The following is a 24,290-nucleotide window of genomic DNA, read 5'->3' as shown; positions in this document are numbered from 1 at the left end:
TGATCCCCGGATCGATGGGGTTTTCCGGCCGTTGTCGGTGATGGATATCGTCGACGGGTGACTTCGCTGGCGCCGCAGGATGCGACGAGATACTGGCTGTCCCATCGGGCGGTCAACGATCTGTTCCTGCTGTACTGCTTCGCCGACACCGGGCAATCGTTCGAGCGGCTGCGGGACGAGGTGCTGGTCCGGGCGGCCGGTATCCCCGATCTGTGTGTGCGGTTGCGGGAACGCCGGTTCGCTTATCCGGAATGGGTGCCGTGCGACGTCTCGGCCGGGCAGATCACCGAACCTGTCCTGGACGCTCCGGATTGGCCGAATGCCGTTGCGGCACTGGGAGATTTGCTGACACAAGGCGTCCGGGCCGATGAGCATCCGTGGCGTTTACATCTGTTTCGTGGGATTCGTGATGCGCCGGGTGGTGTTTCGCCCGCGTTGATCGCGGTGTTGCAGATTTCGCATGCGTTGGCCGACGGGCGGCGGTCGGCCGAGATCGCGCGGGCGTTGTGGAGTGAGGGGAAAGGGTCGCGGTCGACTCCGGATCGGTCGGGGGGCGAAGGGCCGCAGGGAGCGTCGATCAGTTTGGCGTGCAATATGTTTCGATCGGTTTCCGCGAGATTTACCCCGAAGGGGGCAGTGGCGCTGCGCAAGGTTTTGGGCAGTTCGGCGCGCACAGCTGCTGTCGGCGCCTTCGCCGCGTCACTCCAGCTCGGCGAGGCCGTAGCGCTGTTGGGTATGCCGATCGCGATGGTGCGTACGGTGATTCGCGGACTGGGTGCGGAACGTGCCTGTCGGAAACTGGAAGAACTCACCGTTCGAGGCGAAATACCGCCGCCCGCAACGGAATTGCCGATCACCCGGATCAACCACCCGCCCGCGCCGAGATCCCACGCGGTCCGCATGATGGTCCGCGAGGATCTGCGTGTCCCCGGCCACACCGTGACCGTGGTGGCCGCGACGGCGATAGCCCAGGCTCTGTCCCGTTATCTGGCCGAGCACGGCGAGCCGAATGTGCTTCTGGGCGCACAGGTTTCGATGGCACTGCCCGATGCGCAGCTTGCGAGATTCCGGGCCCGCGCCCCGCAACGCCTGCGCCGTATTTGCGTACCCGAAGGCCGCCGTCCCCGAAACAACTATGTGGACTTGGCCGTCGAACTACCTGCGGACGAACCCGACCCCCACCGTCGAGCCACCCGCATCGCAGCCGACCTGGCCGCCCGCCGCACACGTGCCCTGCACCCCGTCATGGCCGCCCGAAACGGGGTCACCGAGGTGATTCCCGCCCCCATACTCCGCCGCGACATCGCCGGCTACCCCCTCGACCTCACCCCCGAAACCCTTTCCGGCCACACCGTAATCTCCAGCGTCAACCGCGGCCCCGCCGACCTGACCTTCGGCAACGGCCGGGTCCACTGGACCGCTGGATTCCCCGCCCTCGGCACGGTCATGCACCTCACCCACGGCATCCACGGTCTCGGCGATACTGTCACCGTTTCGATCCACGCCGACCGGGACGTCGTCCCGGACATCGACGCCTATGCCGAACTACTCGACACCGCGCTCACCGAGACCACGACGGCTCTGCGCTCCTGATTCGACCCCGACTGTTCGCCGACCCGCCACGACTGTCACCGCCCGGACAAGAAGGTGGATATTCCTCAGATCGACTGTCCCCGCAAGATGTCACGTCAGGCCAGCGGGTCCAGCCACGGAACGGCGTTGTCCTTGAACGACTGATGCTCGGGGACGAGTCCGGAGTGATCGTCGAGCGCCATGATCGTGACCCCCACGAACCCGGCCTCATCTCCCCTGGACGCGACCGACGCACCGCATTTCGGACAGAAGCCACGTTCGATCGCCGGTTGCGTGCCGGTCGCGGGATACGTCTGGAACCACGTGGGTTCCCCGCCGGGCCCGGTCCACGCGAATCCTTCCTCCGGAAAACCGACCCATGCCATCACCGGAGCCCCCGAAAGCCCCTGACAGTGCGGACGCGCGCCCGTCGTCGCCGATCGGTTCCCGGTGTTCGTGCCCGTCGACGACGGTGGCGACCTCGGTGGTTTGCCGCCGGACTCGCCGCCGGCTTACGTGGCGTCGTCGATGGCACATTGGTCAACGCGGCGACGGAACACGGAAAGCCTTCGTGTCGACTGCTCAAAGCTCAGTCGGTGGAGAATCTGTCGGGCAAGCCTGGGGTCGGACGCTTGGCGCCGACGCGAAAGTCGTTGTTTCCGTTCATAAGTCGTGCGCTGCTGTCGCCCATCGCTCGGGTGCGCGAGGTTGCTCGCGCTGCGCGACAGCTGGAGCGCCGGACCCGACGCCGCACGGCATCGGGCTCGTGCGCCTATACCTGTGCGGCGGTAGTGCGCTCGACCCATTCCGCGTAGGTGTCCGAGCACCATTCGACAGGTGTCGCTGTGATCTCGGGGCTGGCCCACGGGTGTAGTTCCGCGATCCGCGCGGCGAGGCGGTCCCGCGCGGTCGCGCAGGTGCGCAGCGAGACCCGCCACTCTTGCCCTTCGCCGAGTTCGCCGAGGTGCCAGAACACCGATACCGCAGGGCCGGTGATCTCGGCTCCTGCGGCAAGGCGTTCGGCCACAACAGCTTTCGCGACGGTCCGTGCGTCTTCTTCGGTAGGGATCGTCGAGGTTACCGTCCACACTCGCGCTGCGCTCATGGTGGCCACTGTATGGCTCAGGACACGGTTGCCGACCCGTGCACGGAGTTCGTCATCCCGCGCCCATCCGTGCGGCGGGCCCGGTACCCGGCCGGTGCGGTCCAGCCCCGCCGGCCTTCGCTACATCGCGGCCTTGTTGCGGCCGAATGCTTTCGGCCGCCCGGCGGGCATGGCTTTGCCGAACGTGGATCGAATCCCGAAGGGATCGGCCGCAGTCCGAGTTCAGTCGGTCGGGATGCGTTCGTGGAGGGTGAGCAGGATGTGGTCGAATGCGGTCACGGCCGCCGGATCCGGTGGCGGGACCGTGGGGAGTTCGGCGATGAGCTGTTCGGCAAGGTCGCGCAGTTTGGTGTTGGTTTCCTGTGAGCGCCAGATCAGGACGCTGAACGCTTGGTTGGCGTTGATCCGGTACATGTGCATCAGGATGGCTTTGGCCTGTTCGATCACCGCGCGTGCCTCGACGATCTCGGGGATGCGTTGCCCGTAGGTTTCGCGTTCGGCGTCGGCGATGGTGTCGGACAGGTCGATGTAGAACCCGGCGGTCCCGGCCGGATCGCCATCCTCGTCCAGAATGCGGTCGGCCACCACCATTACCGAGTGCTCGACGCCGTGAGTGTCGATGAACCGGTGGCGGCTGGAGAACGGTTCGCCCTGGCTCTCGGAGCGGGTGATGGCCTCGGCGACGAATTCGCGGTCGTCGGGATGCTTGTGCGCGAGCAGCAGTTCGGTGGTCGGCTCGATCTCGCCCGGTTGGTAGCCGTGCATCCGGTAGATCTCGGGCGACCATTCCCAGCGGTGGGTGGCGAACCAGAAACGAAAACTTCCTGCCGGGGGCTGGTACCCCGCGGTTTGTTCCGGCAGCGACAGGGGGATCCGGTCGCCGGAAGAAGGAGTAGACGCAACGCTCACCAGATAGCTATTTCCAACAGCACCCCGATGAACCAACCTAGGATTCCGGCGTCGTATGCGGGTCCGGATTCCGGACCTCGTGGCCGACGACCGCGCCGGCCATGGGCAGGATCTCGAAAGTCAGCAGGTCCTTGGCGGGGTCTCGGGCGAGAAGCCGGCGCATGTGGTCCTCGTCGGCGACCTTGTAGACACCGATCCCGAAGAAACCCGCGGGATCGGCGACGGGTCCGAAGACGACGGAGACCCCTTCTTTCGCCTGTTCGGTCCAGTACGCGACGTGTTTCGACATGATCTCGCGCTCGGACTCGGTCATGTCCAGATGGAACGTGGGCCGGGGGTTGTCGGCCCGCACGAAGTAGTACACGGATTTCCTCCCACGAATGGCAAGCGGTTGGTCGACCTGACCGCAATCCTTGCCCGGCGCCGTGGTCGTGTCGAGTGCGGCACTCCCGGGTTCATCCCCGCGACCGCCAGGGAATCAGTGCCGTGACCGCGAGCGCGATCAGCATGATGCCGTAGCCGGTCGCGGTGGTCAGCAGGCCGGCGCTGGTCGCGATGACGCCCGCCGCGACGGCCGGGACGCAGAATGCGAGGTAGCTGAGTACGTAGAACGCGGCGACGAGCTTGCCACGTTCGGTGGCCGGGGCGAGCGGGAAGACGGTGCGGGTGATGCCCTGAAAGCTGGCTCCGAAGCCGATCCCGGCGATCACCGTGCCCACGAAAAGCATTGCCGGTGAACGGCTTTGGATGGCCACGATGGTCACCGCGATCCCGGCCGCCAGCGCGGCGGCCGCGAAGCGCATCACCCGGGCGGCCGCGACCGTGCGCAGCAGCCAGATCGCCGCCGCGCCCACCCCGGCCAGCGTGAAGACCAGCAACCCGCCGAGCAGGATCGAGTTCGAGCCGGTGACCACACGCACCAGGCTCGGGCCGAGCGAGAGGTAGAAGCCGCTCAACGCCCATGCCGCGATGTCCAGTAGCGCGGTGGCCGCGAACGCGTTCCGCGCTACGGCCGGGACGCCGACCTTCGGCCGCAGCGACTGCCGCGCGCCGGGCATCATCGGCGAGGTCTCGGTCGCCAGGATCGTGCCGATCGCCTCGATCGCGAACAACACGATCAGCAGCAGGTACACGGTTTGGCGCGGCCACGGCAGGAACTGGACGAGCGCCGCGGAACCGAGTCCGCCGACGGCCAGACCCGCCACCGGAGCAACGCTGTTCACGATCGGCCCGTGCGGTCGTTCCGCGTCCAGGATGGCGGCGGCCAGCGCACCGGTTGCCGCGCCGGTCGCGATGCCCTGCACCATGCGCGCCGCGATCAGCAACGGAACACCGTCCGCGGTGCTGAACACCAGCATGGCCACCGCGTCGAGCGCGATGGCGGCGAGGATCACCGGGCGGCGTCCCACGTGGTCGGACAGCGACCCGACGGTCAGCAGCGCCAGCAGCAGGCACACCGCGTAGACGCCGAAGATCACTGTCAGCATGCCGGAGGAAAACGACCAATGCGCTTGGTAGACGCGGTAGAGCGGGGTCGGCGCGCTGGACGCGGCGAGGAACGTCAGCATGGTCGCCGCGGGCAGGACGGTGGCCATCCCGGAGGGCATGCGCCGGGTTGTCGGAGCGATCAGCATGGAGAACCCCCACGTCGACTAAAGCAAAGGTTATTGCTTTAGCTGACGGTACACGGGGCGACCCTTAAAACAAAGGCCTCTGCAATAATGGCCGCATGTCGGCCACCACACCAGCCCGGCGGCCGGGCGGGCGCAGTGCGAAGGTCCGGGACGCCGTCTACACCGCCGTCGGCCAGCTCATGGGCGAGGGCAAGGCGGACCGCATCACCATCCCGCTGCTGGCCACCCGGGCAGGCGTCAATCCGACCAGCATCTATCGCCGCTGGGGTGACCTGGACACGCTGCTGGAGGAGGTCGCCGTCGCCGCGCTCACCAAGGACGGCGACGAACTGCCGGACACCGGGTCGCTGCGCGGTGACCTCTCGGCGTGGGCCGGGATCGTGGTCGACGACATCACCCAACCGCGCCGCACGCGCTACCTGCGGGCCATGATCTCCGCCCGGGACGAGGTGGGCCTCTGCCCATGCTGGGAGCAGCGCCGCACGCAGGCCGGGCAGATGCTGGACCGGGCACGGGCGCGCGGGGAACGGGTGCCGACCGAGCGGCAGATCCTCGATCACGTGATCGCGCCGATGTACCACCACGTGGTCTTCGGTCTGGCCGCCGACCGGGACTATGCGGACCGACTGGTCCACGACGTACTCGCGATGGCCGGGGCATCCACCCCGTCGTCCCGTTGAATTGACGAAGCCCTGGCCGAGACCGAATCGGAGTCTCAGACCAGGGCTGTCAACAGCGGAGGATAGGGGATTTGAACCCCTGAGGGCGTTAACCCAACCCGCGTTCCAGGCGAGCGCCATAGGCCACTAGGCGAATCCTCCGGTCAGGAATATACCGGCTGACCCCCTCCGGGCACCAAACCGGCCTGTCGGAGGGGGTGCGGGATCATTTGTGCAGCCCGGTGAGGACCTTTTTGAGCTGGTCCTTGCAGGTGGTTCCGGCCTGTTCGGTGCTGGGGGCGCTGTCGGCGTCGATGCGCAGCTCGATCTTCACCGAGACGTTGGAGTCCATCGTCGCGCAGGTGTAGTTGAGCACGTTGAAGCTGGAGTAGTTGCGCTGCTCGATGGCGTAGTAGGCCTGCTGGCCGATACCGCTGATGTCCCCGGAGCTGCGACCGCTGCCGGTGGTCTTGGTGTCGGTGTCCTTCCACATGTTGTAGTCGGGCGAACCGTATTTGCTCTGGAACTCCACGTTCAGGGACAGTTGCGAGCTGTCGGTGCTGTATTTGCCCGCGCCCTCGTAGGTGCCGTCGCAATCCAGCGAGCCGCCGCCGATGCTGCTGTCGGGTGCGCGCTCGGTGTGCGTCGGGTTGGGTTTGGCCGTCGGCGCCCACTTGCTCAGCACCGTCAGGTCGACCAGGCTGCAGGCGTTGGTGACGTTGGCCATGCTGTAGTCGCCGTCGATCTTGTTCTTGCCGAGTACCGAGTTGGAGCTGTCGTCACCGCCGGCCACGGCCACGATGCCGATCACGACCCCGATGACGATCACCAGGCCCACCACGCCGCCGATGACCCACAGCGCGGCGTTGCTCTTCTGCGGCGGCCTCGGCGCGAAGGACGGCTGCTGTGGATAGCCGCCGGTGTACTGCGGCTGGTGCTGCTGTCCGGTGTAGCCCATCTGCGGTTGGACGACCGGTTGCGGCGTCGGCTGCGAGGGCGGCTGCGGGATCGCGGTCGGCTGCGACGCGGACTGGGCATAGGGCTGCGGGTTGTAGGGCTGCGGGGTGTACGGCTGCTGGGCGTAGCCCGCGGCGCCATAGCCCTGGCTGCCGCCCAGGATGGTCGGATCGGTGCCGGTGAGCGGCGTACTCGAACCGGTGCTGGCCGGTGTGGACCACCATTGATTGGAGTCGTTGGGCGGCTCGTCCTGCGGCGGGGTGTTGTCCGTCATATTTTCCTTCCCTCCGGTTGCGGTAGCCGAAGCCCCCTCGGAATGTCGGACAGATCGTAGCGACTCCACCGCTCCCGCGTCTCCCGCGTTTGGCGGGGGCGAATGCGGGCCGAATCGCGGCGAGTGGCTACACTGGTCGACGGATCCCGCGCGGCGCGCATCCTGTGAACTCCCCCAGGGCCGGAAGGCAGCAAGGGTCAACGGGCTCTGCCGGGTGCGCGGGGTCCCCTTATGTTCACGGGGTCCCCACACGCCGCGCCGAGTACGCGGCCCGCTAACCGCTCGGAAACGCGACGACGGCCTCGAGAAATACCCCCGGTGATCACCCGGTCCACCCACCTCGAACAACGCCGACACCAGGTCGATGGCCCGTCTTACCGCTCGAACATGTGCCGATGGCGTCGAGAATCCCCCGATGATCACCCTGGCTCGTCCACCCAGGACAACGCCAACACAGCCGGAGCGAAGCGGAGGCAGAAGACACAGCACCCGAGTAACGTGGACGGCTGGACCGGCGCGGGCCGCGTCCGAACCAATCCCCAAGCTGCTTGGAAAGGCTGTTGAGTGATGCCCCGGCAAACGCAGATCGGTTTGATGAGCCATGCGGAACTCGTATCCGAACACGAGACGCAGACCGCGAACTACGCGAAGCTCGAAACCGAGAAGCTGACCCTGGACCTCACCCGCGGTAAGCCCTCGCCGGAGCAGCTGGATCTGTCGCTGGATCTGCTCGCGTTGCCCGGCACCGAATTTCGTGACGCCGCCGGTACGGACCTCCGCAATTACGGTGGCCAGCAAGGGCTTCCGGAGTTGCGGGCGATCTTCGGCGAGCTGCTCGGCATTCCGGTGGCCAATCTGCTGGCCGGGAACAACTCCAGCCTCGAGCTGATGCACGACGTGCTGACCTTCGCGCTGCTGTACGGCACCGCCGATTCGCAGCGCCGCTGGGTGGACGAGCCGACGGTCAAGTTCCTGTGCCCGAGCCCGGGATACGACCGGCACTTCGCGATGACGCAGGCGCTCGGCGTGGAGATGATCCCGATCGCGATCGGCCACGACGGCCCGGACGTGCACGCCATCGCCGAGTTGGTGGCCGCCGACCCGCAGATCAAGGGTCTGTGGGCGGTACCCAACTACGCCAACCCGACCGGCGTCACCTTCTCCGAAGAGGTTGTCCGGGAACTGGTTTCGATGCCCACGGCCGCGCCGGACTTCCGGCTGTTCTGGGACAACGCGTACGCGGTGCACCCGCTGACCGACACCACCGAACCCTCGCTGGACGTGCTGGGCCTGGCCGCCGCGGCCGGAAACCCCAACCGCCCCTACGTTTTCGCCTCCACCTCGAAGATCACCTTCGCCGGTAGCGGCGTGAGCTTCCTGGGCAGCTCGACCGCGAACCTGGACTGGTACCTGAAACACGCCGGGAAGAAGAGCATCGGCCCGGACAAGATCAACCAGCTGCGGCACGTGAAATTCTTCGGCGACGCCGACGGCGTGCGCGCGCACATGCAGAAGCATCGTGCGATCCTGGAGCCGAAATTCGCTCTGGTGCTGCGGATTCTGGAGGACCGCCTGGGGGCGTCGAAGATCGCGTCGTGGACCGAGCCCAAGGGCGGCTACTTCATCAGCCTCGACGTGCTGGACGGCACCGCCGCCCGGGTCGTCGCGCTGGCGAAGGCGGCCGGAATCGCGCTGACTCCAGCCGGTTCGGCCTTTCCGTACGGAAAAGACCCGGACGACAAGAACATTCGCATCGCGCCGAGCTTCCCGCCGCTGAGTGATCTGGAGAAGGCGATGGACGGCCTGGCCACCTGCGTGCTGCTCGCGGCCACGGAGAAGCTGCTCGGCAAGTAGCGCTGTATCTCTGGCCTTCGCTCCGCTCCGGCGGGTTCGATTGTCTCAGCTGCGGCGGGTTCGATTGGCTCTCAGCGTCTTCCAGGTCCGCTGCGGCGTATGCCGCAGCGGACGTCGGCTATTCGGGTTTGTGCGCCAGGACCGCGAACATGGTCACCGACAGGTGGATGTCGCCGGATTCCGCGCCCGCCCGCAGATCGTCGAGCAACTGCTCACGCTGCTGTTCGGTGATCGCGCCGCGCGCCACCGCCATCGCCGAAATGCGTGCGACGAGCGCGCCCGCGCCGATTCCGGCGTCCTGGACCAGCGCGTACGAGCCGACCTCGTCGACGATCAGCCCGGCCTGCTGCAACTGTCCGTGCAGGCGACGCCCGGCGAACGGATTGGTGGTATTGCTGATCAGCGTCTCGATCACCTCGTGCACCACCTTCCGGTCGCCCGGATGCACGATGGCGGTGCCCCAATCGCTGTCGGTCACCACGACCCGGCCGCCGGGCCGCAGTACCCGGGCGATCTCGGCGGTCGCCCGGGTGGGGGCGGTCAGATGCTGGAAGACGCGCTCGCACAGGGCCGCGTCGAACGATCCCGCGCCGAACGGCAGGCCGTAGGCGTCGCCGGTGACGAACCGCGCGGCCGAGCCGGCCTCGGCGGCATTGCGTTCGGCGGCGGCCAGCAGATTCGGATCGGGTTCCACGCCGACGGCGTGGCCGGTCGGGCCGACCGCGTCGGCGAAGGTCAGGACCTCCGATCCGGTGCCGGAACCGATGTCGACCGCGCTTTCGCCGGGTCGCACGCCCAGGGCCTCGTGGGCCCAGGACCGCAGTCGCGCGATACCGGGCAGGGCGGCCTGTAGATCGCGGACGTCGATGAGTTGATCATGCCCCTCGCGGTCGAATCGATCCGGTCGGCGGGCAGGGTTCGTGGTGCTGTGTGTGGGCGCCATATAACTTGCCGTTCTGTCTTTCGGCGCCTTGTCCACTGTGGGGGGTGTCACCAGAGTGTCAGGCATGCGCCGAGCCTACGCGGCGCACCCGGCTACTCGCCGGTTTCGAATCGGCAGGCGTCATAATGGCCGCATGGCCCATCAGCTGTGTCTCGCGCAGGAACCCGAAGCGGATCGGCTTCTGTCGGCGGATCCGTTCGCACTGCTACTGGGGATGATGCTCGATCAGCAGTATCCGCTCGAACACGCGTTCCGGGGGCCGCGCAAACTCGCCGAGCGGATGGGCGGATTCGATATCCGCAAGATCGCCGAGGCGGATCCGGCCGAGTTCGAGGAGTTGGCGGCAACGCCGCCCGCGATTCACCGGTACGGGCGGTCGATGGCGCGGCGCGCGCAGGAGCTGGCTCGATACGTCATCGAGAACTACGAGGGGCGGACCGAGCGGATCTGGACGCACGGCGATCCGGACGGCGCCGAGGTGCTGCGGCGGCTGAAGGATCTGCCGGGGTACGGGGATCAGAAGGCCCGGATCTTCCTCGCGCTGCTGGGCAAACAGCTCGGGGTGCGGCCGAGCGGGTGGGAGAAGGCAGCGGGGGCGTATTCGGAGCAGAACTCGCGGCGTTCGGCGGCCGATATCGTGGACGGGGAGACGTTGCTCGAGGTGCGGGCGTTCAAGAAGGAACAGAAGGCCGCCGCGAAGAAGAAGGTGTGAGTTCCGTCATCGGGCCCGGTGCATATGTGAAAACTCTTGGCCGACAGCTGGTTCCGGATGACGCGATCGCCGCAACGTCCTGGCGATGAGGAGTCGCGGCGACCGCGTTGTTGCCGAAGGTCGTGATCCGGTCCGGCGGCCTCGTGATCGTCGGGGCGGGCCGGTGACCGTACCGGAATCAGGCGACGGTGATGATCGTCCGCTCGTCGCGAACATCATGCGCCGGCAGGGTTTTCACCCGCTGCCGCACCAGCCGCATCGTGTACCAGGTGTGCTTGCGAACGCCCGAGGCGATCGCGGCCACCGCGCCGCCGAATGCCGCCGCGCCGCAGAGCATCGCGGCGGGATCCAGGCCCGCGCTGGCGACTTCGTGGGTGCCGTACCCGGAGGTGCCGTCACCGCCCAGGAACAGGCCGAGGAGGCTGCCGAGGCCATCGCCGAATCCGTGTGCGCCCTGAACCATCGTGCGCAGTTCCGGGGCCTTGCCGCTGAGGTAGAGCAGGTCGGCCAGGACGAACATGGCGGTGGCCAGGGACGAGCCGAGGACCAGATAGGACAGCGCGTCGGTGCGGATGCGCAGGTACATCAGCACCGCGCTGATGGTCACCACCGCCGCCAGCGTGGCCAGGACCGCCCAGACGCCGCTGACACTCGGCTGGCTGTAGCCGTCCGTGTACCAGTCGTCGAAACTTCTTGTCGCACCGTCTATTCGGCCGAACGCATCCGAACGCAGCCGCCCGTTCGGGCCCGATGCGGTGAGCCACGGCTGGAACATCAGGATCAGGGCGAGTGCCGCCGCTATGGCCGCGGCCACGTAGCCCTTGTCGGCTCGTGCGGACGAAATACTTTGTGTCACAAGGCTGGTGTGCCGGACCGGCGGCGCGGGGAGGTTTTCCGAGTCGTCGTGAACATGCCAGGGTGTCGAAGAGGTCATTGTTCCAGTCATTGTTTTCCGCACCGCTGATATCGGGAGTTTTTCTCCGAAATCCCATCTCGTGAATGGCGCTGTGCGTGTTCATTTCAGTGGTTCATGACAATGAGCGGCGGCGACCATTGCCTCGTTCACGGTAGTCCGGTTCTCCTGTGGAGTACAACGTGGTTCGAATCCCAGGGAGACTCCGGGCACAGTAAAATCCGGATGTTTCGGAACGTGGAATGCGTGCCGTTGACCTGCTGATACCGTTGTGTCTCAGTGCCTTTCGGGATGCGGCATACGGTGGCGACGGTCCGCCGCGGTATGCTCGATCGTCGCCGGAAGAGAATTCTTGTGATCGAGCAGACAATATTTCAGGACCGTTGTAAAACATTACCGACGAGTAATCGAATTCGAATGTTCCCAATTCTGAGAACGGCGGCGAATACGGGGTATCGTGCCGTGACCCGATCCATCTCGCGCGTCGCGGATACGACAACGGCGACCGCCCGGGGTGGGACGGCCGCCGCCTGCGATGTCTGCGCGGGACTCAGCTGCTGCTGGCCGCCGCCGTGGCGAACGGGGTGGTCGCCACGGGACGCACTCGCCGGGTGGGGTGCTTCCACAGACCGCGGCGCTCCAGAATCGGCAAAACGCCCTCGCCGAACCAGTACGCCTCCTCCACATGGGGATAACCCGAGAGGATGAACTGCGTGATCCCCAGGCGCGAATATTCGATCAGGCGCTCGGCGACCTCTTCGTGCGATCCGACCAGCGCGGTGCCGGCGCCGCCGCGCACCAGCCCCACGCCCGCCCATAGATTCGGCGCGATCTCCAGCCGATCGGTTGCGCCGCCGTGCAATTCGAGCATCCGGCGCTGGCCCTCGGACTCGCTCTTGGCCAGATTCGCTTGCACGCGTTCGATATCCGCGGGATCGACCGCCTCGAGCAGCCGGTCGGCCTCGGCCCAGGCCTGTTCGGAGGTGTCCCGCGAGATGACGTGGATGCGCAGGCCGTAGTCGAGCTTGCGGCCGTGGTCCACCGCCAGGCGGCGGATCCATTCGAGTTTCTTGCTCACCGCGAAAAGCGGCTCGCCCCAGGTCAGATAGGTGTCCGCGTACTGGGCGGCGATCGGGCCGGCGGGAGCCGACGAACCGCCGAAGAACACCGGCGGGATCGGGTCCGGGTGGTTGTTGAGCAGGGCGTTGCGGATCTGGAGGTGCTTGCCCTCGAAGCTGACCGGCTCGCGCGCACCCCACAGTTCGCGCACGATGTGCAGAAATTCTCCGGTGCGCTCGTACCGCTGGTCCTTGTCCAGGAAGTCGCCGTACGCCTGCTGTTCGTGCGGTTCGCCGCCGGTGACGACGTTGAGCAGCAGTCGGCCGCGCGAATGACGCTGGAAGGTTCCGGCCATCTGCGCGGCCAGGGTCGGGCTCACCACGCCGGGACGGAACGCGACCAGGAATTTCAGTGTCTCGGTCGTCTCCACCAGCATGGCCGTGGTGAGCCAGGCGTCCTCACACCAGGCCCCGGTCGGGGTGAGCACGGCCTCGAAGCCGTTCTCCTCGGCGGCCCCGGCGATCTGGTTGAGGTAGCGCAGCGAGGCGGGGCGGTCGCCCGACATCGAGGTGCCGTGGCCGCCCGCGACCAGGTTGCGGGAATCACCGTAGGTGGGCAGGAACCAATGGAAATTCAAGCTCATTCGAGCGCAACCCTTTCAAGACGGAGCACGGGCGGTCGACGGCCGTAGGTCGGCGATCCAACACCCCGATACTGCCCAGGCCGAGCCTGGGCGTCACCGGTTGAAATCTGGGTGTTTCTTAACCTGGCTGGACCGTAGCCCGATCTCCAGGCTTCCTGTGAGTCGCTCGCGGTGCTTGCGAGCGGCTGTTTTTCGGCGAACTCCGCCGAATTTCTCGCGACGCCGGTCATGGATGTGGCCACAGCCGCGCGGCGTCGCGATTCGATGATGAGGGAAAACCATGAAAATGAACAAGGCCGCGGTTGTCGCGACCCTGGTCGTCACGGCGTTGGGATTGTCTTGCGGGGTGGCTTCGGCCACGTCCGGCGGTTCCGAGGGCGTGGTCGACTACAAGGCGACCACCACCAAGACCTCGACGATCATCTCCACCGATGCCGGATCGCTGGATGTGCACGACGGGGTATTCGAGATCAAGGCAGCCAACGGCAAGACCTTGGCCGGAACCGAATTGTCTTTCCGGGTGGACGATTTCGTCTTTCCGATCGCCGCGGATATCGCCGGTCGGACCGCGACGCTGACGCCGCGGTTCGACGTGCAGCACGCGGTGTACAAGCCGGTGGATCTGCCGTATCAGAACACCGCGCCGTGGAAAACGCCGTATGACCGCGAGCAGGCGGCGTGGGGGCGGCTGCGTGACACGATCGGTACCGGTGCGACCATCGGCACCCTGGTCGGTGGACTCGCCGGTGGCGCCGTTGGTTGCGTGCTCGGCGGCATCGCGGGTGCAACCGTCGCGACAGCGGCGATCGTCGGACTGTTCGGCGCATTCGTGCCGGCGGCCGCGATCGGCTGCCTCGGTGGAATCATCGCCGTGGGCGCATTGGGCACGCTGGCTGGGCAATTGCTGGTGACCGCGCCGGTGGCCATCGCCGCGGCGATTCAATATTTCACCACGATAAACGCGCCGTTCACTCCGGCGAAGTAACATTCACCGTTATCGCGTCGCCGCTGAGCGCGAACGGCGACGCGATCGGTGGATCGGGCCCGGTGCTACCGCACCGGGGGGACACCGCCCCTGTTCAGGGATGCAGACCTGGGCGGGGCGGGTCCGGAGTGAGCCCTGTGCTTGGACACACTCCCGGATTCCGTGCCGGTCGGATTTGCCCGCCCAGGTGAATTCACCGGAATACCGGGGCGGTGCAGCGCCTCAGTCCTGTTGTTCGATGATGAGGGAACAAATAAAGTGAAGATGAGGAAGTTCGCGGTGGTCGCGGCTCTCGTGACAACGGCACTCGGCGTCACCGCCGGAGGCGTCAACGCCGCTCCGCAGCAGAGTGCGCCGGAGGCGGTCAACTTCAAGGCGTGGACCACGCCGACCGCATCGGTCGTCCAGACCGACGCCGGTTCCATGGATGTCGAGAACGGCGTCTTCAAGATCAAGGCCGCCAACGGAAAGACTGTCGCCGGAACCGATTTGAAGGTCCGGGTCGACGATTTCGAATTCCCGATCGCCGCGAACATCGCGGGACACACCGCGACGCTGACCCCGCAGTTCGATATGCAGCACGCGGTCTACAAGCCGGTCGATCTGCCGTATCAGAACACCGCGCCGTGGAAGACCCCGTACGACCGTGAGCAGGCGGCCTGGAACCGCATGAAGGACACCATCGCCACCGGTGCCACCATCGGCACCCTGGTCGGCGGTCTGGCCGGTGGCGCCGTGGGCTGTGTGCTCGGCGGCATCGCGGGTGCGACCGTGTCCTCCGCGGCCATCATCGGCCTGTTCGGTGCGTTCATCCCGGCCGCCGCGATCGGCTGCCTCGGCGGCATCATCGCCGTCGGCGCGCTGGGCACCCTCGCGGGCCAGCTGCTGGTGACCGCACCGGTCGCGATCGCGGCCGCGGTGCAGTACTTCCAGACGATCAACGCGCCGTTCACCCCGGCGAAGTAATTTCGAATCCGCGGGGCCCCGTCCGGAATCCGGGCGGGGCCCCGCGGCGTGCGTCCCCGGTGTGTTTCGATCCGGCTGCGCGTAAACCGTGAGCGAAATCCGTGTTCGGGTGATCGTTCGGGTATGACCTCCACCGCCGCACGCACCACCACCGATCGCGAGCTCACCGAGATCTTCGCGCCCATCTTCGACCGGATCGCCGCCGGCGCCCTACAGCGCGAGATCGACCGCCGCCTGCCGTACGAGGAGGTGGGCTGGCTGCGCGAGGCGAAGTTCGGCGCGCTGCGGGTGCCCGTCGAATTCGGCGGCTACGGTGCGAGCGCGCGTCAGCTGTTCGGCTTGCTGATCGATCTCGCCGCGGCGGAATCGAATCTGCCACAAGCCCTTCGGGTGCACTTCTCGTTCGTCGAGGATCAGCTGCTGGCACAGTCGTCCGCGACCGGCCAGAAGTGGCTGCGGGCGGTGGCGAACGGAACGTTGGTCGGCAACGCGATCACCGAACCCGGCGTGGGCGCGGTGGATCGGTACCGGACGGCCCTGACGCCCGAGGGTTCGGGCTGGCGGTTGAACGGCGTGAAGTACTACAGCACGGGTTCGCTGTACGCCGATCACATCCTGGTGGCGGCGGACAAGGACGGCGAGCGGGTTTCGATCCTGGTCGACGCCGACGCCGACGGAGTCCGGCAGCACGACGACTGGGATGGTTTCGGACAGCGGCTGACCGCAAGCGGCACAACCGAATTCGATAACGTCGCGGTCGCCGAGGACCGGATCCTCGGGCCGGGGTACGGCGGGCCGGGGGCCACCTACGCCACCGCCTACCTGCAGCTGGTGCAGCTCGCCGTGCTGGCGGGCATCGCCCAGCGCGCCGAACTCGACGTGCGCGCCTGGGTTTCCGAACGCACCCGCACCTACACGCACGCCGCCGCCGATCTGCCGCGGGAGGATCCGCTGGTGCAGCAGGTGATCGGCCAGCTCTCGGCCGCGGCGTTCACCGCCCGCGCCACCGTGCTGGCCGTGGCCGATCGGCTGGACGAGGTGCTCGATTCCGGTGCCAGCGATGAGAACGCGCTGGTGGCACTGGAACTCGCGGCCGCGCAGGCGCAGCTCGGCGTGATCGATATCGTGCTGGCGGCCACTACCAAGTTGTTCGAGGTCGGCGGCGCGTCGATCGTGTCCGAGCAGCTGCGGCTCGATCGGCACTGGCGCAACGCCCGCACCATCTCGGTGCACAATCCGGCGATCCAGAAGGCCCGTGCCATCGGCGATCACCTGCTCAACGGAACCGCCCTGCCCTTCGCCTGGAGTGCGGGCGCGCGCGGAACCCAGGAGGCCGGGAAATGACCCGGCGGATCAGGTTCAACGCCTTCGACATGAATTGCGTTGCGCACCAATCCCCGGGGCTGTGGCGTCACCCACAGGACCAGTCGCACCGGTACACCGAACTGAGCTACTGGACCGAACTCGCGAAACTGCTCGAGCGCGGGCGATTCGACGGCATCTTCATCGCCGACGTGCTGGGCACCTACGACGTCTACGGCGGTGACGACACCGCCGCGCTGCGGCAGGGCGCGCAGATCCCGCTGTCCGATCCGCTGCTGCTGGTCTCCGCGATGGCCGCTGTCACAACGCATCTCGGCTTCGGCATCACGACCGGCACGGGTTTCGAGCATCCCTACCCGTTCGCCCGGCGGCTGTCCACGCTGGACCATCTCACCGGCGGACGCCTGGGCTGGAATGTGGTGACGGGGTATCTGCCCTCGGCCGCAAGGAATTTCGGCGAGGCGGACCAACTCGACCACGATGATCGCTACGACCGCGCCGACGAATACCTCGAGGTGCTCTACAAGCTGTGGGAGGGCTCCTGGGAGGAGGACGCGGTGGTGCGCGACGCCGAGGCCGGGATCTACGTGGATCCCGGCAAGGTGCACCACATCGGGCATTACGGCACGCATTACACGGTTCCGGGAATCCATCTGTCCGAGCCCTCGCCGCAGCGCACACCGGTGATCTACCAGGCCGGGGCATCCACCCGAGGCACCCGGTTCGCCGCGGAGAACGCCGAGGCGATCTTCGTCGCGGCGCCGTCGAAACACGTTCTGGGACAGACTGTCTCGCGCATTCGGGCGGCGCTGCGGGAGGCCGGGCGCGACCCGTATGCGGCGCGGATCTACGCGCTGGCCACCATCATCACCGATGCCACCGACGATGCCGCCGAACGCAAGCACCGGGAATACCTGGAGTACGCGAGCGTCGAGGGCGGGCTGGTGTTCATGTCCGGGTGGATGGGGATCGATCTGTCCGAATACGACCTGGACGATCCGATCGGCCAGGTGCACAGCAATGCCATTCAGTCGGCGGTATCGGCTTTCCAGGAGTTCGACGACGACGGCCGGGAATGGACCGTGCGCGATATCGCGCGCTGGGCCGGGATCGGCGGTATGGGACCGGTGTTCGTCGGCTCCGGCGAGTCGGTGGCCGATCGGCTGCAGGAATGGGTCGAACAGACCGATGTGGACGGATTCAACCTCGCCTACGCGATCACCCCGGGAAGCTTCGAAGATATTGTGCGGCACGTGATTCCGGTGCTGACCGAACGGGGCGCCTACCCGACGGAGTATGTGCCGGGCACGCTGCGCAACGCCCTGTTCGGTGCGGGTGACCGGCTGCCGCGTGAGCATCGGGGCGCGCGGTACCGCCTGGACGGCCCGGGTTCCACGGCATATCCGGCCTCGGTGCGTCGCCCGGATCTCACGGCCGCCGCGAAATCCTGAATCGGGCCCGAATTGTGAAAATGTCGAATTCACAATTCGGGCGCTTTTCGCTGTGACAACGAATGAGGCGAACCGGTTCCACAGATTGGTTCTCGGTGATTACAACACTCTTCCGCGGAGCCGCTCGATTGCAGAATTTCGTTATGACCGAACAGAATTCGCCTCGCACAGCCGCTGTCATCGGCGCCGGGCAGACCGGTGCTACCGCCGCGCTCGGCCTCCTGGACGCCGGCTTCCAAGTCACCATCTACAGTGATCGCGATCAGAAGAGTCTGCGCGATGACGTCCCCGCCACCGGCACCGCGCTGGGGTTCGGTGAGGCGCAGGCCGCCGAGGCCGCGCTCGGGCTGGACACCTATGTCGATCGCGCGCCCAATCACACCGGGCTCAGCGTGCGTATCGCCGGGCCGGAGAACGCCGAATTGATCGGCTTCGACGGGGATTTCGACGGATTCGTCGGTCTCGCGGTGGACACCCGGCTCAAGGCCGACGAGCGGCTGACCGCGTTCGCGGAGCGTGGCGGTCGATTCGTGGTCGAGCAGGTGACGCCGCAGAAGCTGGACGAGATCGCCGCCGCCAACGATCTGACTCTCGTCGCCACCGGTCGCGGCGGCCTCGCGGACCTGTTCGAGGTGGACACCGACCGCACCGTGTACTCCGAGCCGCAACGCAAGGTGCTGACCGTCACGCTCACCGGATTGGGTACCGGCCCAGAGGTTTTCGCGCATCGGAGCCCGGCCGGCGGGGCACACAGCCTGTTCTCGATCTTCGCCGAGCAGGGGGAGGCGTGGTGGGGTCCGTATCTGCACAAGGACGCCGGGCTGACCTGGGTCTTCCTGGGCTGGGCACGGCCCGGCAGCGACTGGGACAAGCGTTTCTCGGCCGCCGATTCCGCGGCCTCGGCGCATCAGATCGTCAAGGAGCTGTACCGCGACTACATCGACTGGGACCTGCCCGAGGTGCTCTCCACCCAGGTGCTCGAGGACGATCCGCACTCGTGGCTGAAGGGCGCGGTGCGTCCGGTGGTGCGCAAGGGCGTCGGGACGACCGCGAACGGACATCTGGTGGCCGCGCTCGGCGATACCGCGGTGGCCTACGACCCGATCGCCGGACAGGGTGCCCAGAGCGGACTCGTCCAGGCGCAGCGCCTGGTCGCGGCCGCGGCGGCACACGAGGGTGCGTTCGATCGCGCCTGGCTCGAGGCGCAATACCAGGACTTCCTGAACTTCCGGTCCGATGCGGCCAGTCACGCGACCCGGCTGTTCCTGAGTGATCCGGAACTGGGCGACGTCGCCAACAGGTTCTTCCCGGCCGCCGCGGTGAACAAGAAGTTCGCCTCCGCGCTGGTCTCCCTGCTGCACCGCCCGCAGCCGTTCCTCGGCATCGACACCGTGGCGGCGGCGGACGAGTACATCGAACAGGTAACCGGCGCCAAGGCCGACGACGTGCTGGCCGAATTCGCCCCGGCGGGCCGCTTCGAGCGTTCGACGTACAGCGCGGCCGCCCAGGTCTCCTGACCTACCCGAGCTTCGCCCCCCGCTTCCACGCCTTGCCGCCATTCACCCAGGCTCGCTCGCTCCGGACAACGTCAACTCCGAAGGCCGCGGCCCGGGTCGATTCCGGACCGACGGAGCGGGGAGCGAAGCGGAGGCCGCGAACGCATCCAAAAATACAGCTGATTCAAAACCTCGCGCCGGGCTGTGCGTGGTGCTGAAGTGAAAGGCACACGCGGTGCCCGGTCAACGAGGGCGCAGGTTCCGGCCGACACCACTGGGAGCAGGAGTGAGTACCGAAAAGATTGCCGAGCAGACCCGGTTCGCCTACTGGGTGCCCAATGTCAGTGGCGGCCTGGTCACGAGCGATATCGAGCAGCGCACGTCGTGGGATTTCGAATACAACAAGAAGCTGGCCCGCACCGCGGAGAACAACGGCTTCGAGTACGCGCTGTCCCAGGTTCGCTACACCGCCTCGTACGGTGCGGAGTTCCAGCACGAGTCGACCTCGTTCAGTCTGGCGTTGCTCGGCGCCACCGAGCGGCTCAAGGTCATCGCTGCGATCCACCCAGGTCTGTGGCATCCGGCGGTGCTGGCGAAATTCGGCGCGACGGCGGATCACCTGTCCAATGGGCGATTCGCGATCAACGTCGTCTCGGGTTGGTTCGCCGGTGAGTTCCGGGCGCTGGGCGAACCGTGGCTCGAACACGACGAAAGATACCGGCGCAGTGCGGAATTCCTCGAGGTGATTCGCAAGATCTGGACCGAGGACGCGGTCGATTACGGCGGCGACTTCTACCGGATTCGCGATTTCACGCTCAAGCCCAAACCGCTGAACACGCCGGAGCGGCCGAATCCCGAACTCTTCCAAGGCGGTAACTCCACCGCTGCCCGCCGCAACGGCGGACGTTTCGCCGACTGGTATTTCTCCAACGGCAAGGATTTCGACGGTGTCACCGAACAATTGGACGATCTGCGGGCCGTGGCGCGGGCGCACGATCGCGAGGTGAAGTTCGGGCTCAACGGGTTCATCATCGCCCGCGACACCGAGAAGGAGGCGCACGACACCCTCCGCGAGATCATCGCCAAGGCCAACAAGCCTGCGGTGGAAGGGTTCCGGGACGCCGTGCAACAGGCCGGGGCCTCGACCGGGGACCGCAAGGGGATGTGGGCCGATTCCACGTTCGAGGATCTGGTGCAGTACAACGATGGTTTCCGGACGGGGCTGATCGGCACGCCTGAGCAGATCGCCGAGCGTATCGTGGCATACCGCGATCTCGGCGTCGATCTGATCCTGGGCGGATTCCTGCACTTCCAGGAGGAGATCGAGTATTTCGGGCAGCGGGTGTTGCCGCTGGTGCGCGAACTCGAGGCGCAGCGCGCTCCGGCGGCTGTGGCGGGCTGATGACGGCCACAGCGGCACAACGCATCACCTCCGCCGGGCACGCCCGGCAGGTGGCGCGGGAGCTGGCGGCGCAGTTCGCCGTTACCGCCGCGGAGCGGGACCGCTTGCGGCAGTTGCCCTATGGCGAGGTGGAGCGGCTGGCGGCCAGCGGACTGCTGGCCGTCACCGTCCCCGCCGCGCACGGCGGCGCGGATCTGCCGCCGAGTGAATTGGCCGAAGTGGTGCGAACTCTCGCGGTCGCGGACCCCAATATCGCGCAGATTCCGCACAGTCACTTCGTCTATCTGAATTTGCTGCGGCTGGCCGGATCGCCGGATCAGCGGCAGCGGTATTTCGCGCAGGTGCTCGACGGTGCGCAGATCGCCAACGCCCAGTCCGAACGGGGTGGCGCGACGGTTGCCGAGGTGGCCACCACGCTGCGTCCGGATGGGCCGGGGTTGCGCGTCGACGGAACCAAGTACTACTGCACCGGTTCGCTTTTCGCGGGAATTCTCGCGGTGCTGGCCCGGCTGGACGATCCGGAGGGACGCACCGGACTGCGCCCGGGGGAGTACGTGGCATTCCTCCCGGCGAGCAGTCCGGGCGTCGAGATCGTCGACGACTGGAATGGCTTGGGGCAGCGCACGACCGGCAGTGGCACGGTGCGATTCGACGGTGTCCGGGTCGAGGCCGGGCAACTCGTCGCCCGGGATTCGGCGGTGCGCGCGCCGACCGGATACGGGGCGTTCGCCCAATTGCTGCACGTGGCGATCGATGCCGGTATCGCGCGCGGAGCACTCGGCGCGGCAACACAATTCGTGCGCACCAGTAGTCGTCCGTGGTTCGAGGCGCGGGTCGAACGCGCCATCGACGATCCACTGCTGATTCAGCGCATCGGTGAGCTGTCGGTCGTGGTGACCGCCGCCGAGGCCACCCTGACCGCCGCCGGACTGGCCGTGGACGCCGCCACCGCGAGCCCGGATCCGGGACAGGACGTCGTCGCGCGGGCCTCGCTCGCGGTGGCGGCGGCCAAGATCCTCGCCGACCGGGCCGCGACCGAGGTGTCCGCCGCCCTGTTCGAGGTCAGCGGAACACGCAGTGCCGCAGCGGATCTCAATCTGGACCATTTCTGGCGCAACGCCCGCACCCATACCCTGCATGATCCGGTGCGCTGGAAGTACCAGCACTTGGGCCGCGCCCTGCTGCACGACACCCCGCCGCCCTTACATGGAGTGCTGTAATTTTGGCCTCCGCTTCGCTACGGCGTGGCTGTACCTTCGGCCTCCGCTTCCAGGACCGGGCGGGCCCCGGCCTTCGGGTGGGCGTTGCTTGGGTTGGGCGGAACGCAGGCGATCCATGTTCCGCTCCGCCAGAACAGAGAGGTACCCCATGTCCGAACTGCAGGAGATTCCCGCCGACGCCGCCGGTTTGCGTGCCGCCTTCGCCGCCTTTCCCAGCGGGGTGGTGACCGTCTGCGCCGAAATCGACGGCGTGCGTTACGGATTGGCGGTGAGTACGTTCGTGCCGGTATCGCTCGAGCCGCCGCTGGCGTCGTTCTGCGTGCAGAACAGTTCCTCGACGTGGCCGCTGTTGTCGCGGGCCAGCCATCTCGGATTGAGTCTGCTCGGGACGGATCAGCAGGATGCGGCGCGGTCGTTCGGGTCGCGCACGGGCGACCGGTTCGCGGGGGTGGGGCTGCATCGCGGAACCGGACACGCGGTATTCGTCGAGGGTGCGTCCGCGTGGATCGAGGGGACCGTGCACGCGCAGGTGCCCGCGGGGGATCACCAGGTGGTGCTGGTGCACATCCAGCGCCTGGCCACCCGTGCCGATATCGATCCACTGGTCTTCCACGGCAGTCGGTACCGCCGTTTGCACGCCGAGGAGTTGCGCGCCGCCGGGTAGTCGGCCGGATGCGGCCGGGCGTGTCGCCCTTCGTGTCGTTGGTGAGATCGATCACGTGTGCGGGCGCATGCCCACAGCTGGGAAAACGCCCGTTCGGATCAGATCGGGTGCGCCGGCCGGAAACACAGGCGCTTCCGGGGACCCGTACTCGGCCGGGTATGGGCGATGACACCGGCAGCCAGGCCCCGCGCGGTCAGGCCGTGCCGTTGCATGTCCTGGCTGAATCCGTCGAGGTGAATGAGGGTGTGCTGGATCATATCCGCGGCGATCCCGGCCGGTTCGGTGCAGGCCGTGTGGTAGGCCGCCACCGCCCGGGGATCCTCGGTCAATGCCGCGAGTGCGCCCAAACGCACTCGCTGCGTGAGATTTTCCCAGAGTCGTTCCTGGTCGGCGCTGCGGATGACCCGTCTGCAACCCCGGTAATCGAGGTCGCGAATGATGTTGTCTGCGGATTTGCCGAGCCTGGTTTCACACACCACTGCCCAGAGCGCGCACAACCAGCTGAGACCGCGCAGGAGATCGATTCGCTCGTCCGGTCCGCGCAGGGCCAGATAGGCGTCGGCGGATGCCTGGGTGTTGACGTTCTCCCACTGGAACACCAGGGTCTCGAGTTCGACCAGGAACTCGCCGGGCAACTCGCTCTCGTCGGGACGGACGATGCCAACCGCACACCGCGACAACGGATCCCGCAATTCGACCATCGCCGGATCCCCGGTGCGGATCCAGACGTGCTCGTGCCCGGTCATCAGCGAACCCTCGAGGTCGATGCGGACGGGCGGCAGGTAGGGGCCGCCCCTTCGCATTGAGCCACGAAATGCGCGGGCGCGCAACGTCCCAGCGCAGCGCCCGCGACCTCGTGCCGAGGCCGCGGGCTCGCGGGTGTGCGATCAGGGCCGGCCGGACAGCACCGCGGTGACCGCGTCCATGAACGGCTGCCCGCCCATGGCGTATCCGCCGCCGATCGCACCGATCAGCAGGCCGACGGGCCCGGTGAGCCAGCTCAGGAAGAAGAATCCGCACACGGCGCCGATCAGGCCGCCGAGCACGCCGCCGACGACCACGCCGACGATGTTCTTGTTGATCTCGGCCATCAGCCGGGCCATCGAGTTGACCGGCCGCAACTCACCGATGTCCTTGGCGCTGGGAGCTTTCGGCTCCAGGACGAGCTGGTGCCCGTCCGCGCTGATCTGCTGCGCGAGATGCAGTGTGCCGCCGTTGATCCGGAACGCCAGCGGCACCTTGGCGAGGGCGGTGCCGTCAGTGTTCTTCAGATCGACCTCGGTGCCGTTCGCGGCGAGCTCGAACCGGCCCTTGTCCACGACGGTCGTCAGCTTGTGCGACAGGTCCGACAGGACCGAGTGATACGCGACGCCGTGATCGACGCCGGAGGCCGTGGTCTGTTTGGCCACTGTGGGGGAATGGGGTGCCGAAGGGCTCGCGTTCGCCGTCCCCGCGGCGATCCCCACCGTCACAACCGCGAGAAGTGCGGTTGCGGCGAACTTGCCGAACTTCATACAGATTTCCTATCGGAGCCTACCGCCGGCATGAG

22 protein-coding genes, 1 tRNA gene, 1 other RNA gene and 1 pseudogene are annotated in these 24,290 nt (G+C 67.0%); 13 read left to right on the top strand and 12 right to left on the bottom strand.

The features are described from left to right. The first annotated feature begins 57 nt into the window (after nt 1-57). Nucleotides 58-1,593, top strand: a complete 1,536-nt coding sequence (locus AC5WS7_RS13020; protein ID WP_495954715.1) for a WS/DGAT domain-containing protein — start codon at nt 58-60, stop codon at nt 1,591-1,593. Nucleotides 1,594-1,688: 95 nt separating this feature from the next. Here the strand turns inward: AC5WS7_RS13020 and AC5WS7_RS13015 are convergent. The 5 genes and pseudogenes from AC5WS7_RS13015 to AC5WS7_RS12995 all read right to left on the bottom strand — a co-directional run. Further along, nucleotides 1,689-1,976, bottom strand: a pseudogene (locus AC5WS7_RS13015) (GFA family protein); the annotation flags it as partial. A 368-nt stretch (nt 1,977-2,344) separates the two neighbouring features. Then, nucleotides 2,345-2,677, bottom strand: coding sequence for a divalent-cation tolerance protein CutA (gene cutA / locus AC5WS7_RS13010; protein ID WP_495954714.1), 333 nt, complete (start codon nt 2,675-2,677; stop codon nt 2,345-2,347). Nucleotides 2,678-2,899: 222 nt separating this feature from the next. Beyond that, nucleotides 2,900-3,586, bottom strand: coding sequence for a PAS and ANTAR domain-containing protein (locus AC5WS7_RS13005; protein WP_495954713.1), 687 nt, complete (start codon nt 3,584-3,586; stop codon nt 2,900-2,902). A 37-nt stretch (nt 3,587-3,623) separates the two neighbouring features. Next, complete coding sequence (locus tag AC5WS7_RS13000) at nt 3,624-3,950, bottom strand: YciI family protein (RefSeq protein WP_495954712.1); 327 nt, start codon at nt 3,948-3,950, stop codon at nt 3,624-3,626. Nucleotides 3,951-4,041: 91 nt separating this feature from the next. After that, nucleotides 4,042-5,193 (bottom strand): MFS transporter, encoded by a 1,152-nt coding sequence (locus AC5WS7_RS12995; protein WP_495954711.1) that lies wholly within the window; start codon nt 5,191-5,193, stop codon nt 4,042-4,044. A 122-nt stretch (nt 5,194-5,315) separates the two neighbouring features. Here AC5WS7_RS12995 and AC5WS7_RS12990 point away from each other — a divergent pair, with 122 nt between their 5' ends. Then, on the top strand, nt 5,316-5,900 hold the full coding sequence (locus tag AC5WS7_RS12990; protein ID WP_495954710.1) for a TetR/AcrR family transcriptional regulator: 585 nt from the start codon (nt 5,316-5,318) through the stop codon (nt 5,898-5,900). 56 nt (nt 5,901-5,956) lie between these two features. On the opposite strand, the gene AC5WS7_RS12985 is transcribed toward AC5WS7_RS12990, so the two are convergent. After that, nucleotides 5,957-6,041: transfer RNA gene (locus AC5WS7_RS12985), tRNA-Ser, on the bottom strand. Between the two features lie 64 nt (nt 6,042-6,105). Next, nucleotides 6,106-7,110 carry a hypothetical protein gene (locus AC5WS7_RS12980; RefSeq protein ID WP_495954709.1) on the bottom strand — a complete coding sequence of 335 codons (1,005 nt, stop codon included), beginning with the start codon at nt 7,108-7,110 and terminating at the stop codon, nt 6,106-6,108. Between the two features lie 138 nt (nt 7,111-7,248). On the opposite strand from AC5WS7_RS12980, the gene ffs reads away from it, so the two are divergent. Next, an RNA gene (gene ffs / locus AC5WS7_RS12975) (signal recognition particle sRNA small type) lies at nt 7,249-7,343 on the top strand. Between the two features lie 334 nt (nt 7,344-7,677). Then, nucleotides 7,678-8,964 carry an aspartate aminotransferase type Ic gene (locus tag AC5WS7_RS12970; RefSeq protein ID WP_495954708.1) on the top strand — a complete coding sequence of 429 codons (1,287 nt, stop codon included), beginning with the start codon at nt 7,678-7,680 and terminating at the stop codon, nt 8,962-8,964. 118 nt (nt 8,965-9,082) lie between these two features. Here AC5WS7_RS12970 and AC5WS7_RS12965 read toward each other — a convergent pair whose 3' ends face one another. Then, entirely contained in the window at nt 9,083-9,907 is an 825-nt protein-coding gene (locus AC5WS7_RS12965; RefSeq protein WP_495955165.1) for a methyltransferase domain-containing protein, read from the bottom strand. Between the two features lie 133 nt (nt 9,908-10,040). Here AC5WS7_RS12965 and AC5WS7_RS12960 point away from each other — a divergent pair, with 133 nt between their 5' ends. Next, the gene (locus AC5WS7_RS12960; protein ID WP_495954707.1) at nt 10,041-10,619 is read left to right on the top strand and encodes an HhH-GPD-type base excision DNA repair protein; all 579 of its coding nucleotides are present in this window, start codon (nt 10,041-10,043) and stop codon (nt 10,617-10,619) included. A 178-nt stretch (nt 10,620-10,797) separates the two neighbouring features. Here the strand turns inward: AC5WS7_RS12960 and AC5WS7_RS12955 are convergent, their stop codons facing one another. Further along, a complete protein-coding gene (locus AC5WS7_RS12955) occupies nt 10,798-11,553 on the bottom strand; it encodes a hypothetical protein (protein ID WP_495954706.1) in 756 nt (251 codons plus the stop codon). Between the two features lie 529 nt (nt 11,554-12,082). Next, a complete protein-coding gene (locus AC5WS7_RS12950) occupies nt 12,083-13,234 on the bottom strand; it encodes an LLM class flavin-dependent oxidoreductase (RefSeq protein ID WP_495954705.1) in 1,152 nt (383 codons plus the stop codon). Nucleotides 13,235-13,514: 280 nt separating this feature from the next. On the opposite strand from AC5WS7_RS12950, the gene AC5WS7_RS12945 reads away from it, so the two are divergent. The 8 genes from AC5WS7_RS12945 to AC5WS7_RS12910 all read left to right on the top strand — a co-directional run bounded on the left by AC5WS7_RS12945 (nt 13,515) and on the right by AC5WS7_RS12910 (nt 22,741). Further along, nucleotides 13,515-14,219: a DUF8020 domain-containing protein gene (locus AC5WS7_RS12945; protein ID WP_495954704.1), complete on the top strand. Its 705-nt coding sequence runs from the start codon at nt 13,515-13,517 to the stop codon at nt 14,217-14,219. Nucleotides 14,220-14,477: 258 nt separating this feature from the next. Beyond that, nucleotides 14,478-15,185, top strand: a complete 708-nt coding sequence (locus AC5WS7_RS12940; protein WP_495954703.1) for a DUF8020 domain-containing protein — start codon at nt 14,478-14,480, stop codon at nt 15,183-15,185. A gap of 123 nt (nt 15,186-15,308) precedes the next feature. After that, entirely contained in the window at nt 15,309-16,529 is a 1,221-nt protein-coding gene (locus tag AC5WS7_RS12935; protein ID WP_495954702.1) for an acyl-CoA dehydrogenase family protein, read from the top strand. Further along, nucleotides 16,526-17,959 (top strand): LLM class flavin-dependent oxidoreductase, encoded by a 1,434-nt coding sequence (locus AC5WS7_RS12930; RefSeq protein WP_495954701.1) that lies wholly within the window; start codon nt 16,526-16,528, stop codon nt 17,957-17,959. Before AC5WS7_RS12935 ends, AC5WS7_RS12930 begins: the two co-directional genes overlap by 4 nt. A 143-nt stretch (nt 17,960-18,102) precedes the next feature. Beyond that, entirely contained in the window at nt 18,103-19,476 is a 1,374-nt protein-coding gene (locus AC5WS7_RS12925) for a styrene monooxygenase/indole monooxygenase family protein (protein ID WP_495954700.1), read from the top strand. 265 nt (nt 19,477-19,741) lie between these two features. Continuing rightward, the gene (sfnG, locus tag AC5WS7_RS12920; protein ID WP_495954699.1) at nt 19,742-20,857 is read left to right on the top strand and encodes a dimethylsulfone monooxygenase SfnG; all 1,116 of its coding nucleotides are present in this window, start codon (nt 19,742-19,744) and stop codon (nt 20,855-20,857) included. After that, a complete protein-coding gene (locus tag AC5WS7_RS12915) occupies nt 20,857-22,077 on the top strand; it encodes an SfnB family sulfur acquisition oxidoreductase (protein WP_495954698.1) in 1,221 nt (406 codons plus the stop codon). The genes sfnG and AC5WS7_RS12915 overlap by 1 nt, the downstream gene beginning before the upstream one ends. Nucleotides 22,078-22,225: 148 nt before the next feature. Continuing rightward, the gene (locus AC5WS7_RS12910) at nt 22,226-22,741 is read left to right on the top strand and encodes a flavin reductase family protein (RefSeq protein WP_495954697.1); all 516 of its coding nucleotides are present in this window, start codon (nt 22,226-22,228) and stop codon (nt 22,739-22,741) included. Nucleotides 22,742-22,839: 98 nt separating this feature from the next. Here the strand turns inward: AC5WS7_RS12910 and AC5WS7_RS12905 are convergent, their stop codons facing one another. Together AC5WS7_RS12905 and AC5WS7_RS12900 are read right to left on the bottom strand one after the other, a co-directional pair. Further along, a complete protein-coding gene (locus tag AC5WS7_RS12905; protein ID WP_495954696.1) occupies nt 22,840-23,544 on the bottom strand; it encodes a hypothetical protein in 705 nt (234 codons plus the stop codon). A gap of 84 nt (nt 23,545-23,628) precedes the next feature. After that, nucleotides 23,629-24,255 (bottom strand): DUF8020 domain-containing protein, encoded by a 627-nt coding sequence (locus tag AC5WS7_RS12900; protein WP_495954695.1) that lies wholly within the window; start codon nt 24,253-24,255, stop codon nt 23,629-23,631. Between the last annotated feature and the right edge of the window lie 35 nt (nt 24,256-24,290).

It is taken from the genome of Nocardia sp. PLKS1-43, from assembly GCF_059510335.1.
The sequence above is the reverse complement of the archived record's forward strand: the minus strand, read 5'-3'. Positions and strand labels throughout refer to the sequence as shown.